The organism is Parasedimentitalea nitratireducens, assembly GCF_057444295.1.
Genome location: NZ_JBYAXC010000001.1, coordinates 71,761 through 84,088 on the forward strand (window position 1 = coordinate 71,761; position 12,328 = coordinate 84,088).

At 54.8% G+C, this 12,328-nt stretch carries 13 protein-coding genes and 1 riboswitch; of the genes, 3 read left to right on the forward strand and 10 right to left on the reverse strand.

The features are described from left to right. Window positions 1-74 precede the first annotated feature (74 nt). The 9 genes from AC2T28_RS00320 to miaB form a co-directional block, all read right to left on the reverse strand. Complete coding sequence (locus AC2T28_RS00320) at window positions 75-725, reverse strand: COG3904 family protein (protein WP_486746952.1); 651 nt, start codon at window positions 723-725, stop codon at window positions 75-77. A gap of 234 nt (window positions 726-959) precedes the next feature. Then, window positions 960-2,141, reverse strand: a complete 1,182-nt coding sequence (gene metK / locus AC2T28_RS00325) for a methionine adenosyltransferase (RefSeq protein WP_486746953.1) — start codon at window positions 2,139-2,141, stop codon at window positions 960-962. A gap of 6 nt (window positions 2,142-2,147) precedes the next feature. Continuing rightward, window positions 2,148-2,196, reverse strand: a riboswitch (SAM-SAH riboswitch). A gap of 62 nt (window positions 2,197-2,258) precedes the next feature. Continuing rightward, the gene (gene lnt / locus AC2T28_RS00330) at window positions 2,259-3,677 is read right to left on the reverse strand and encodes an apolipoprotein N-acyltransferase (RefSeq protein WP_486746954.1); all 1,419 of its coding nucleotides are present in this window, start codon (window positions 3,675-3,677) and stop codon (window positions 2,259-2,261) included. 80 nt (window positions 3,678-3,757) lie between these two features. After that, window positions 3,758-4,657, reverse strand: coding sequence for a hemolysin family protein (locus AC2T28_RS00335; protein ID WP_486746955.1), 900 nt, complete (start codon window positions 4,655-4,657; stop codon window positions 3,758-3,760). 23 nt (window positions 4,658-4,680) lie between these two features. Further along, window positions 4,681-5,193 (reverse strand): rRNA maturation RNase YbeY, encoded by a 513-nt coding sequence (gene ybeY, locus AC2T28_RS00340; protein ID WP_486747989.1) that lies wholly within the window; start codon window positions 5,191-5,193, stop codon window positions 4,681-4,683. Window positions 5,194-5,214: 21 nt separating this feature from the next. Then, on the reverse strand, window positions 5,215-6,219 hold the full coding sequence (locus tag AC2T28_RS00345; protein ID WP_486746956.1) for a PhoH family protein: 1,005 nt from the start codon (window positions 6,217-6,219) through the stop codon (window positions 5,215-5,217). Window positions 6,220-6,360: 141 nt separating this feature from the next. Then, window positions 6,361-6,666, reverse strand: coding sequence for a hypothetical protein (locus AC2T28_RS00350; RefSeq protein WP_486746957.1), 306 nt, complete (start codon window positions 6,664-6,666; stop codon window positions 6,361-6,363). Between the two features lie 12 nt (window positions 6,667-6,678). Next, window positions 6,679-7,179 (reverse strand): OmpA family protein, encoded by a 501-nt coding sequence (locus AC2T28_RS00355; RefSeq protein ID WP_486747990.1) that lies wholly within the window; start codon window positions 7,177-7,179, stop codon window positions 6,679-6,681. 305 nt (window positions 7,180-7,484) lie between these two features. Continuing rightward, window positions 7,485-8,807, reverse strand: coding sequence for a tRNA (N6-isopentenyl adenosine(37)-C2)-methylthiotransferase MiaB (miaB, locus tag AC2T28_RS00360; RefSeq protein WP_486746958.1), 1,323 nt, complete (start codon window positions 8,805-8,807; stop codon window positions 7,485-7,487). A 122-nt stretch (window positions 8,808-8,929) separates the two neighbouring features. On the opposite strand from miaB, the gene AC2T28_RS00365 reads away from it, so the two are divergent. Then, window positions 8,930-9,799, forward strand: coding sequence for a glycosyltransferase family 2 protein (locus tag AC2T28_RS00365; RefSeq protein WP_486746959.1), 870 nt, complete (start codon window positions 8,930-8,932; stop codon window positions 9,797-9,799). A gap of 7 nt (window positions 9,800-9,806) precedes the next feature. Further along, entirely contained in the window at window positions 9,807-10,469 is a 663-nt protein-coding gene (locus tag AC2T28_RS00370) for a hypothetical protein (protein WP_486746960.1), read from the forward strand. A gap of 60 nt (window positions 10,470-10,529) precedes the next feature. Here AC2T28_RS00370 and AC2T28_RS00375 read toward each other — a convergent pair whose 3' ends face one another. Next, complete coding sequence (locus AC2T28_RS00375) at window positions 10,530-11,327, reverse strand: phytanoyl-CoA dioxygenase family protein (RefSeq protein ID WP_486746961.1); 798 nt, start codon at window positions 11,325-11,327, stop codon at window positions 10,530-10,532. A 99-nt stretch (window positions 11,328-11,426) separates the two neighbouring features. Here AC2T28_RS00375 and AC2T28_RS00380 point away from each other — a divergent pair, with 99 nt between their 5' ends. After that, window positions 11,427-12,326: a LysR family transcriptional regulator gene (locus tag AC2T28_RS00380; RefSeq protein ID WP_486746962.1), complete on the forward strand. Its 900-nt coding sequence runs from the start codon at window positions 11,427-11,429 to the stop codon at window positions 12,324-12,326. Window positions 12,327-12,328 lie beyond the last annotated feature (2 nt).

The following is a 12,328-nucleotide window of genomic DNA, read 5'->3' on the forward strand; positions in this document are numbered from 1 at the left end:
TGTGCAGGCGCTTTGCGATATTTGGCAGCCCCTGTGCCGCAACTGCCCGCTGGGGTCAAGCCACGCTGGTCTGATCAATTCCCAACAGGGTCTTCGCGCAGCACTCCGGCAGAAATCAGCTTCAACCGGGATGGGTACCATTCCCCCCCAGCCTCAACCCTCAGCGTTTCAATGGCAAAGGCAGGGTCAACCCCGCGCTCCAGCATATAGGTAAGATGCTGATAGATCTCGGTTTGGGTGTCTTCGTATATCCAGCTGCCAAAATCAAACGGTGTCTGCCAGCCCTCGTCTTCGTGCCAGCTGTCGTAATAGTTTTTGACTGATTTAGAGGACCAGTGCCGCTGGTGGAATCCGATTTTTGACCCCAGCATCATCCGCCGACGTTTACCCGCAAGGAACACATCAACACAGGCACTAACGCATTCTCCGGACACAACGGTATCAAGACCATAGTCAATGACAATCCACGCCATTTCCTCGCCAGCAAAGACACTGCCGCCACTACTGTTCAATCTCAACTCGGTCACATCAGGATTGCGGCTCAACACTGTCTGCAACGCATCGATATCCTCAACGGTCATCTCGGCGTCAGCACCAGAAACTTCGGTTTCTGTGTCGTAGATCAGCGCATTTCCATCGACAGCAAATTTGTCTGGCAAAGATTCTTTGGCCGCAACATTCACCGCACAAACACTTAGTAGTCCTGCAAAAATATACCGAAACATAAAGTCTCCAGATTTCCAAAGTCCATCAAGGCAATGCTATGCGCAGATCTCAACTCTGTCCAACTTTCAGATGGCGTTCAAAAATTGCCGGACTGCTTTGGGCGAGGTTAGCCACACCACCTTGCGCCGATTACTCCAACGCTGCCCAAAGGCCTGTATGGGGTAATCACAATACTCAAAAACAAAAAAGGCGGGCACCTGGCCCGCCTTTTCTAAGTCCTAAGAAACCTTAGATCAAACCGCCTTCTTCAGCGCCTCAACCAAATCTGTCTTCTCCCAGCTAAAGCCGCCATCGGCTTCTGGCTCACGGCCAAAGTGGCCATAGGCCGCTGTCCGCTGATAGATCGGCTTGTTCATGCTCAGATGCTGGCGAATGCCACGTGGGGTCAGATCCATCACCTGATCAATAGCCTTTTCGATCGCAGCTGGGCTAACCTCACCGGAACCGTGCAAATCAGCATAGATCGACAACGGCTTGGATACGCCAATTGCATATGACAGCTGAATTGTGCAGCGCTCAGCCATGCCAGCTGCAACCACGTTCTTGGCCAAATAGCGTGCAGCATAGGCAGCTGAACGGTCAACTTTGGTTGGATCTTTACCCGAGAACGCACCACCACCATGCGGGGCAGCGCCACCATAGGTATCAACGATAATTTTGCGGCCGGTCAGACCAGCATCGCCATCCGGGCCGCCAATGACAAACTTGCCAGTTGGGTTAACGTGCCATTCGGTGGCATCTGTCAGCCAACCTTCGGGCAGAACTTCGGTGATATATGGCGCAACAATTGCGCGGATATCATTCGAAGTCAGGGTCTCGTCCAAATGCTGGGTCGACAACACAACCGAGCTGACGCCAACCGGCTTGCCGTTTTCATAGACAACAGACAGCTGTGATTTTGCATCCGGGCCCAGTGCCGGTTCGGTACCGTCTTTACGGACCTCAGCCAGTCGACGCAAAATCGCGTGGCTGTACTGAATGGGGGCCGGCATCAATGCAGGGGTTTCAGTTGTGGCATAGCCAAACATGATACCCTGATCGCCAGCACCTTCGTCCTTGTCCGCAGCGGCATCTACGCCCTGGGCAATATGTGCAGATTGCTCATGCAGCAGATTGGTGATCTCAACAGTTTCGTGGTGAAACTTGTCCTGTTCATAGCCAATATCTTTAATACAGGCACGCGCGATTTCATCGATGCGGCCCATGTAATCGTGAAGTTTGTCCTGATCAGACAGACCAACTTCGCCACCAATCACTACACGATTGGTTGTTGCAAAGGTCTCGGCAGCCACGCGGGCTTCCGGTTCTTCAGCCAGAAAAGCATCCAGGACAGCATCAGAAATGCGGTCACAGACCTTGTCTGGATGGCCTTCGGAAACGGATTCCGAAGTAAAAGTAAAGTTCTTACGAGTCATGAAAATTGCTCCAGTGGGTTTTGCCTACCACGTCAGGAAGCCGTTGTGGTGGGTATCGAAAGGCATTACGCGCACAAAGGGTCCGGGTCAATCACAATCCCGGTAAAGCTTTAACAGCTACGTATCCAAAGCCTGGCCACGTTGTCGCCAAAGCACATACCCCGCCAACACAAGCAACAACGCAAAAATAGGTAAATCGCCTGTACGGCTGTATAAAGTTGGAGCCAGAGGTTGCGGCAGCTGAGCATCCACAAATCCCGCCTCTCCCAGCGGCAAGCTTTCGCGCACCCGGCCATATCCGTCGATCATTGCCGAGACACCTGTGTTGGCGACACGGATCATGGGCAGTCCCTGTTCGGCGGCACGCATCCGGGCCTGAACCAAATGTTGGTACGGGCCGGAATAATTGCCAAACCAGGCATCATTGGTAATTTGAATCAGCATATCTGCCCGTTCAGGCGCTGCATTCAACAATTGAGGAAACACGGCTTCATAGCAAATCAGCGGCAAAGCCTTGCCAATACCCAAATCCAGAACCTGCGCCCCCGGACCAGCGGCATAGCCCGCCCCGGATTGTGACGCAAATCCGGTTATTCCGAACTGGGCCAGCACATTTCCAAACGGCACATATTCGCCAAATGGCACCAGATGGGTTTTATCGTAGATATGGTTTATTTCGCCCTGATCACCAAGAACGACCAAAGAGTTGAAATACTGCTGATCTTCATATCTCTGAATGCCTGTCACCACTGGCACCCCATCTGCGGCATCAGCAATCGCCGCCAGGGTACCGTCGGCGTTATTTAACAGTTGCGGCACAGCCGTCTCGGGCCAGACAATCAAATCAGGGCGCGGTTCTGCAATGGTATAATCAAGCTGTCGCCGGACAAATCCCCAGCGATACTCTGGGTCCCACTTCTGGTCCTGCGGCGCATTTGGTTGAACCAACCGCACCAGTTTTTGCGTCACTTCGGTTTCGGGAAGGGGCGGAAACGCAAGAAGCACGCCAACGGTCAGCACAATTGGCACAGTTGCGGCAATCGGCTTGTGTCGCAGCAGGCCAAGCGGCAACGCTGCGGTTAAGGTCAGCAGCGCCAGACCATGAGGCCCAATCCATGGCAACAACATCGCTGCCGGGGTATCAATCCAGAACTGACCAAAGGCTGCCCAAGGCAGGCCCGTAAACAGATAGGCGCGGCCAAATTCAGCCAGTGACCAGAATACGATCAGCGCCACAATACGCAGCCCATACCCCCGAATGCGCGCGGCAGCGCCAAAGGCGGCACCCCAAAACAACGCCAACCCAGCGGCCAAGAAAAACAGCGCAAACGGCGCCATCCATGCATGCCGGTCCGGGTCCACCTGGAACGGCTCAACAATCCAGAACAGTGCTACGGCAAAGTATCCCAGCCCAAAAAGCCAACCCGTCCTAGCGCCACGCCAAGCGGTGTCGACCGTTAGAAACTGACTTGAAACCAGCGCCAGTGCCAGCGGCACGGACCACACAAACTGCATCGGCGCCAGTGCCAGCGCCAACAAAGCCCCCGCCCCTAGCACAAGGAGAGCAGTCCCATATCGTTGAAAGACTGATACTGACACCAACCGCCTTACGGAAATCACCCGGCTTGATCCGGCAACCGTACCCGCAGCCGTTTTATCCGGCGCGGATCTGCATCGACAACTTCGAACTCGGGGCCATCGGGATGCAACACAACCTCTCCACGCGCAGGCACGCGGCCCGACAACATGAACACCAACCCGCCCAACGAGTCGATTTCTTCTTCGTCCACATCTTCGTGACTGGTCAGCGACCGACCAATCTCAGCCTCGAATTCATCCAGCGGGGTCCGGGCCTGCGCGATATAGCAGCCCGGTTTTTCCTTGATCCAAGTCTGGTCCTCGCCGGCATCATGTTCATCTTCGATTTCACCCACGACCTGTTCGATAAGGTCTTCAATGGTCAGCAACCCGTCAACACCGCCGTATTCATCGATCACCAAGGCCATATGTCGGCGTTCAGCTTGCATCTTGGACAGCAACACTCCGATCGGCATCGACGGAGGCACAAAGAGCAGACCGCGCAGCATGAGCTTCAGATCAAATTCACGGTCATCGGCGCTGAACCCATGGGTCAGAGCCAGATCTTTCAAATGGGCGAAACCCAGCGGCGTATCCAGTGTTCCTTCGTAAACCGGGATCCGGGTCAATCCGCTATCGCGAAAAACTTGCACAAGCTCGTCCAAAGGGGTGGTAATGGGGGCCGCAACAATTTCAGCTGTTGGGATGGCAACATCCTCAACCCGCATCCGCGAGAGGTTGATCATGCCATGAGGCTGGGCCTGCGGCAGAACATGGCCATTCGACCCGTTCACTTGGTCTGCCTCAACATGGGCCAATGACCCAAAAATTCGCCCCAGTATTCCGGTCGGTTGCGCTGCGTCAGTGTCTTGTGCTGCGCTGTTATTGTCCCGAAGCGCGCTTTGCGCTGCGTTAGAACTGCCTTCGATGTCGCCCATTTTTCCTATCCGTTACGCCCCACTCAGGGGATCTCATTTCCAGTATATGGGTTATCCACACCCATTTTGCCAAGTATCTCGACCTCAATGGCTTCCATTAAAGTGGCATCTTGGTCACGAATGTGGTCGTAGCCAAGAAGATGCAAGATACCGTGAACAATCAAATGCCGAACGTGATGCGCCATTGTCTTATGTGCATCATCCGCCTCACGCGCGCAGGTGTCGTAAGAGATGGCAACATCGCCAAGGCTGATTTCTCCTGTAAAATCAGCCTCTGGCGCGCTTGGAGAACCGCCAGGCTCCTCTGATGCCAGCTCTTCGGCAGGCCAGCTGAGAACATTTGTCGCAGTCGTTTTTTCCCGAAACTCGCTGTTCAGCTCGGCAATACGGGCATCATCACAGGCCAACAGCGACAATTCGCACAAATCCGCCTCTATGCCCAAATGTCCCAGAGTTACATCAATAACCTGCCGGGCAAGACCTTCGAATTCAAGGTCCTGCCAGCGGCTGTCTTCTATAGAAATGTCTAGAATCATAGTCACAGCATGAACAGCAGACTAGGCATTTTCACCGGCCTCGTAGGCCTCGATGATGGCCGCAACAAGTGGATGGCGCACCACATCACGTGAAGTGAAGTAGTTGAAGCTGATTTTTGGAATGGAGGTAAGAAGCCGCTCGGCGTCTTGCAGGCCCGATGGCACATTGCGCGGCAGGTCGATTTGCGTGCGGTCTCCGGTGATCACCATACGCGATCCTTCGCCAAGCCGGGTCAGGAACATCTTCATCTGCATGGTCGTTGCGTTCTGTGCCTCATCCAACACCACATAGGCATTGGACAGAGTACGACCACGCATAAAGGCCAAAGGCGCAATTTCGATCTTCTTGTCCTCCATCAGCTTTGCCAGCTGTTTTCCGGGCAGAAAATCATTCAGAGCATCGTACAGAGGCTGCATGTAGGGATCGACTTTGTCCTTCATGTCACCGGGCAGATACCCCAGCTTTTCACCGGCTTCGACAGCCGGGCGGGACAGGATGATTTTGTCGACATGGCCGGTGATGAACATCGAAACACCAACAGCTACAGCAAGATAGGTTTTCCCGGTACCCGCAGGTCCAATTCCAAAGGCCAGCTCGTGCTCGAACAGCGACTGAACATAGGCTTTCTGTGCATCGGTACGGGGCTCAACCAGCTTTTTGCGGGTCTTGATCTCTACATTGCCGCCCTTGAACATTTCCAGTTGGTCGCCATCAGCGGTGCCTTGCATCGGCTCCATGCGCAGCTCGCGATCTACATCACCGCTCTCAACCGTTCGGCCACCTTCAAGCCGCTCGTACAGGGCCTGCAGAACCACAACAGCGCGCTCGCGGAAATTGGGTTCACCAATCACCAGCAGCTGATTGCCACGACGGACAATCTGCACTTCCAGTTTCTGTTCAATGTCTGCAAGGTTGCGGTCAAACTCTCCGCAGAGATCGATCAACAAGCGGTTATCGGGAAATTCAACCAGCACTTCGTTTGTTGCGGATTGATCTGACGATGTCTCTAGGGCGCCAAGGGCCAAGCTGACCTCCTGTATTGGGCGTTACCCTTACAGTGTGACTCCGCCTGCGCCCGTGTGCAAGCGCAGCATATCAAAAATATGTCATTCAATGAAAATGGCCGCCCAAATTGGGCGGCCATTAATTAGGAGTTTCCTGTAACCTTACAGTGCGTCCGGGAATGTCGAACCGCTCTTGTATGGGCCGGTCGCGGTGTTGCGCGGCAGCTCGCTGTTGCAAACGGGCTTGCCATCCGGCGTACGGCGGATATCCGCGTAACCCTCAAGTCCGTCATCGATCAACCAGTGCTCACATCCCTGAGGATCAACCCAGATCCCGGCGGTCATCTGGGACAGCCCGCCAGAGCTCCCATCGCCAATATTCTGGTCAACAGTTTTATCGTTGATCTCGCCACAGGCGGACAGTGAAACTACGGCAGCAAAAAGCGCTGCAGCTTTGGAATAATGCATGAGTTGTCTCCCTCAGCGCAGGCAATAAATTTCAACACGGCGGTTCTTCGCCATGTTGGCAGCACTTGAATTTGGCACCGCTGGATCGCGTTCACCATAAGCGCGAACGTCAGAGATACGTGCACCAACAGATTTGCCCACTTGGGCAACTGCATTCGCGCGCCGCTCGGACAGGCGGATGTTGTATTCATCCGATGCACGGCTATCGGTATGTCCGGCAATCACAAATGTTCGCGCATTCGCCGACTTAAAAAACTCGGCCAGACGCTGGCGACCGGCAGCATTGATTGAATGCTTGTCGGTTGCAAAAAACTGGTCAGTTGGCATAACGCCGCAAATATTGCCGCTGCGGCAAACGGGCTTGCCGCTCGGCAACACGTGGGGCGTCATAAAGCCCTCAGCGCCATCATCCATCACCCAGTGCTCACAGCCATCCGGGTCGACCCAGATCGTAGGCACATAGCGTTCACCCACTACCGTACGCGGCTGCGCCTGCAACGGCGCAGTCAACATCCCCAGAGCGGCCGTGGCAGCGGCCAGCGTGGCAAGCGCACCCTTCGCTTTGAAATTCTTCACAGCAAGATATCCTTCACCTTAAAGTTCCCCCGCAACGTCACCAAAGCCCCATTTGCGACGTGCACATTAAAATCATTATACCCAAGTTTTAAGCAATTAACCTGTCTATTCCTATGCTTTTCAAGGGAAATTATATCACAATCAGGGACACTCATTAAATTTTGAGCGGATTGTACCCAAATAGCGACGCTTCTTCGGGCCAACGGCCCATAGCGCCGCCGCCCTCATCACAGGTGAGTCTCTTACTCTATCAACTCTCCGGCCAGCGAGTTTACCGAAGACGATACAATCCGAACTCGGGCCAGATCACCAACTTCTTTTGTGCAGTTGGCAACATGGACCGCATGCAGATAATCCGACTTGCCAAGCATCTGCCCCGGCAGGCGGCCGGGCTTTTCAAACAGCACCCCAACTTCACGCCCAACCATGCTTTCCTGGATTTCGCGCTGTTGGCCGGTCAGCAAGGCCTGCAAGCGCTGCAACCGATCCGAAGCCTCGGCATCATCAACCAGCGGACGTTCGGCGGCCGGAGTCCCGGGCCGGGTCGAGTATTTGAACGAATAGGCGGTGCCGTATCTGACCTCTTCAATCAGATCCATTGTCGCCTGAAAATCTTCTTCAGTTTCTTCAGGAAAGCCCACGATGAAGTCACCCGACAGCAAAATATCTGGACGCGCAGCCCGAATTTTTTCGATCACGCGCAAATAGCTCTCGGCGGTGTGGCTGCGGTTCATCCGTTTCAGGATCTTGTCCGACCCGGACTGAACCGGCAGATGCAGATATGGCATCAGCTTATCGCAAGTGCCATGGGCCTCGATCAGGTCATCCATCATGTCGTTGGGGTGTGACGTGGTAAAGCGGATCCGCTCTAGCCCGTCGACCTTATCCAGTTGCCAGATCAACTGCGCTAGCGTCATGTCACCACCGGCACTGGCGCCATGATAGGCGTTGACGTTCTGTCCCAACAGGGTGATTTCGCGCACGCCACGTTCAACCAAGTCCCGCGCCTCAGTCAAAATGCGATCAACCGGACGGCTGACTTCGGCGCCGCGCGTATAGGGCACAACGCAAAAGGCACAAAACTTGTCGCAACCTTCCTGCACCGTCAGAAACGCTGTCGGCCCACGTTTGGCCTTGGGGCGGCTCTTCAGTTTTTCGAATTTGTCTTCTTCGGGGAAATCGGTATCCAGCGCCTTTTCACCAGCCTGAACCTTGCTCTCCATCTCAGGCAGTCGGTGATAGCTTTGCGGTCCAACCACCAGATCCACAATCGGCTGTCGACGCATAATCTCTTCGCCTTCGGCCTGCGCCACGCAACCCGCCACACCGATCTTCAAATCCGGCTTGCCCACTTTCAGCTTCTTCATCCGGCCAAGCTCAGAATAGATCTTTTCGGCCGCCTTCTCGCGGATGTGGCAGGTGTTCAGCAGGATCATATCCGCGTCATCAGCGGTTTTGGTTTCTTCATAGCCCTGCCCGCCCAGCGCCTCAGCCATGCGCTCACTGTCATAGACATTCATCTGACAGCCATAGGTCTTGATAAACAGCTTCTTCGGGGCGCTCATGAGTTCTGCCTTCTAGGACGGTGGATCAGCCGCCTGCCATAAGGGCAAAAGCGACGGCTTGCAATGTCCGCCCGATTAACCGATTTTGACGGCAAACGCCAGAACGGCAGGGGCAAGCAGGTATGATGTACGGATCGCTGGATGATTTTCTGGGGCAAAGCAAAGCCCTATTGACCAAGGGCCCTGTTGCCTTGGTCTTTATCGAAGACGATATTGAAATCGCCACCACCCTGCGTCACCACCTGCAATGCGGTTTCAAAACCGTTCTTGCATTGATGCCGGATGCTTTTGACCTACCCAAAGACGTCGACGCCAGAGTTCATCGAATCCCATTGGATTGCGCCCAACCTCATGCTGTCTTTGATGCCATCAACACGGTTATCGCCGCCGCCGATCCGGGGTGCTGGCTATACTACTGCTACAACACCGAGTACTTGTTTTTCCCATTTTGCGAGACACGCAGCGTAGCCGAAATGCTCAGCTTCCACACCGAGGAACGTCGAGACGCAATGTTGACCTATGTTATCGATCTATACGCAGGCGACTTGCAAACGACACCTACGGCGGTCTCGCTTGAACATGCCCACATGGACAAGTCCGGCTACTATGCACAGGCACGGCCTGACCCCACTACTGGCCACCCCCGCGAACGCCAGCTCGATTTCTTTGGCGGTGTGCGCTGGCGCTACGAGGAGCACATCCCCGTCAGCAGTCGCAAAATTGATCGCATTTCACTGTTTCGCGCCAAACCAGACCTAAAGCTGCTGAGCGATCACACATTTAACGATCAGGAATACAACACCTACGCCTGTAAATGGCATCACAACCTGACCGCAGCGGTCTGCTCCTTCCGCACCGCCAAGGCTCTTAAGCGCAATCCCGGATCGAGCTTCGACATCGATACCTTCCGCTGGCACAACTCAACCCCGTTTGAATGGCACTCGCGCCAGCTGCTTGATCTGGGCCTGATGGAACCGGGCCAGTGGTTTTGAAATTTACATGAAGGTACTGATGCCCCCTCATTATTATCCATTGGCAATGTTTGGCGCTGTTGCGTTGTGGTGGGTTTGGCCTGTCATTGTTTTGATGCGGAAACACAAAAGCGACCACAAACTGCATTGGACCGCTTCGGTGATGCTTCAACTAACTGGGCTTGTCATTCTTTTTGGCGGGTTTCTATTTGGGTTCCAAGGCATCATCGCTGGTACACTTTTCCCTCCATCGCTGCCGATTGTAGTTTACTCACTTTGGCTAGAAGCAAACGCGCTAGCTATGCCAGTAACCCAGGTTTTCGTCGTATCGATATTTACTGTAACGCTGGGTTTAGTTTTGATCATCGCTATTGCGCGGGCAAGGAAACGCTCTGCTTTCCATTATTCAGTTTTCATTGCAGGTGGGATAGCGATTGTAGCTGGCATTTGGACAACTGATGTCATTGCCCAGAAACAAATTTCCGCCCGTCACGCTGAAATTGGTGCAACCTGCCTCACCAGCAAGCCCATTTGGCAATCCATCCGTGATGAGCACAAATGGCACAAGATGCCTCATGCGCAGGCCAGGCTGAATGACGAGATATTGTATTGGAGCTACCGGCAGCGCGACTTTGTTCATGCCTTCAAGCTACACAACCCAAAGCCCACCGACTGGTGCCCTGACCACTAAACCTTCACCTGATCATAGATGTGTTAGGGGAGCCGCCAATGACACAGCCCCCCAAAAAAACTAACGCTGCAACAACATCGGAAACCAATCCTCGCGTAACCGCTGCCCCGGCTGCATTTCGTGGCCGGGATACGGCGGTGATGTAGGACCCGGCCGTTCGACATACCGCGCGTCATCCCCCACTAGACGCAGCGAAAACGCCCGACGACGGCTGCCCGAAGTATTGCCACGCGCGCCATGCAGTGTCTTGTAGTTAAAGGCCACCGCGTCACCGGGCTCCATCTCCCACTCTAGGATCTTCATCCCTTCGGCCTCGGGGTCTGGCACTGGCATATATTGCCCCTCGTCCGGGAAGAAATCAGTCTCAGACACCCAGCGCGTTGGCAGCACCTCTTTCTCCCACAGATGCGACCCGGCCACACAGCGCAACGAGGCCTCGCGCACCGGGTCCAGCGGCGACCAGAAACTGATGTTTTGCTGCCCCTCGACAAAATAATACGGCCCATCCTGATGCCAGGGCGTCGCCATGGATGTGCCCGGCTCTTTGACCAAAACGTGATCATGGAACATCTGAACCGTGCTTGACCGCATCAAATCCCCGGCGACCTCGGCCACTGGCGAGTGTTTGATCGCCGTCTCAAATTGGGAGATCCGGTTCCAGTTACAATAGTCATCAAAGAACCGCCCTGATTGCCCGGCTTTTTCGTTGTTCGACGCATAGGGCCCCGGCGCGTCCATATTGGCCGCCACCCCTTCACGCAGCAGGTCGACCTGGTCGGCAAACAATCGCTTGATCAACACAACCCCGTCGCGCTGATACTGTTCGATATGGTCCTGAGAGATAAGCGGATGAACCATGATGGGCTCCTGTGACTAAAGATGTATTTTTGCTGTCGCCACACTGCCCTGCGATATGTCAGCTTTCAAATAATATGTTTTAAGCATAGGTTTAGCTTCATGTTATACCTTACCCTGCGCCACTACGAATATATCGCTGCGGTTGCCCAGCACGGCAGCTTGTCCGCTGCGGCCGACATCCTGCATGTCAGCCAGCCTGCTCTCTCCACCGCACTCAGCCGGATTGAACAGCATCTGGGCCAAGCCCTGTTCCTACGCCGCCGGGGCGCGCCGCTGGTGCTGACACCACAGGGGCGCGACTTTGCCGCCCGTGCGCAAACTCTGCTGGACCAAGCCACCAGCCTAGAGAACCCCAAATCCGCCCTGCCCAGCGCACAAAGGATCTCGCTTGGGTGCTTTACCGACCTTGCGCCGTTTTTGCTGGCCCCTGCCCTAGAGGCCCTGCGCACTGCCTTGCCCGAGGTACAGATCGACTACACCGCCAACCCGTTTGATCCCCTTATTACCGCGCTGTCCAAAAGTGAGATCGATCTGGCAATCAGCTATGACCTCGGTCTTGACGCCAGCTATACCCGGTATGAGCTGGGCCACATCACGCCCCATGCACTTGTTTCCCCAGACCACCCGATCGCTACGCAACCCTCTGTCACCCTGGCCGAGCTTGCCAGCGTTCCACTGGTAGTGTCCCAAGAGGGCCTGTCAGTTCAGCACATGTTGTCATTGTTCAAATCGCGCGACCTAGCCCCAACCATCGCCCACCGCGCGGCCTCGCTTGAATTGCTCAGGAGCCTTGCCGCCAATGGCCATGGTGTGGGCATCAGCTACAGCCTCCCGCCGGGAAACCTCAGCTATGACGGCAAACAAATCTGCGCAGTTCCCATCGCAGATACGGGCATTGCCGAACCCATCGTGTTGATCAGCCATGCCCAGCCGCCCAACGGCAGCACTTTGGCAAACGCCCTAACTGCGCTCACCCAAAACCTACCCAATCATTTGTAAAT

Bases quoted from the DNA above. Each gene is read 5' to 3' on its own strand.
- miaB (WP_486746958.1), bottom strand. From the start codon at position 8,807: ATGAGCGCCCCGAAGAAGCTGTTTATCAAGACCTATGGCTGTCAGATG.
- AC2T28_RS00335 (WP_486746955.1), bottom strand. From the start codon at position 4,657: ATGGGCGACATCGAAGGCAGTTCTAACGCAGCGCAAAGCGCGCTTCGG.
- AC2T28_RS00375 (WP_486746961.1), bottom strand. From the start codon at position 11,327: ATGGTTCATCCGCTTATCTCTCAGGACCATATCGAACAGTATCAGCGC.
- AC2T28_RS00350 (WP_486746957.1), bottom strand. From the start codon at position 6,666: ATGCATTATTCCAAAGCTGCAGCGCTTTTTGCTGCCGTAGTTTCACTG.
- AC2T28_RS00380 (WP_486746962.1), top strand. From the start codon at position 11,427: ATGTTATACCTTACCCTGCGCCACTACGAATATATCGCTGCGGTTGCC.
- metK (WP_486746953.1), bottom strand. From the start codon at position 2,141: ATGACTCGTAAGAACTTTACTTTTACTTCGGAATCCGTTTCCGAAGGC.
- AC2T28_RS00365 (WP_486746959.1), top strand. From the start codon at position 8,930: ATGATGTACGGATCGCTGGATGATTTTCTGGGGCAAAGCAAAGCCCTA.
- ybeY (WP_486747989.1), bottom strand. From the start codon at position 5,193: ATGATTCTAGACATTTCTATAGAAGACAGCCGCTGGCAGGACCTTGAA.
- AC2T28_RS00355 (WP_486747990.1), bottom strand. From the start codon at position 7,179: ATGTTGACTGCGCCGTTGCAGGCGCAGCCGCGTACGGTAGTGGGTGAA.
- AC2T28_RS00320 (WP_486746952.1), bottom strand. From the start codon at position 725: ATGTTTCGGTATATTTTTGCAGGACTACTAAGTGTTTGTGCGGTGAAT.
- AC2T28_RS00370 (WP_486746960.1), top strand. From the start codon at position 9,807: ATGAAGGTACTGATGCCCCCTCATTATTATCCATTGGCAATGTTTGGC.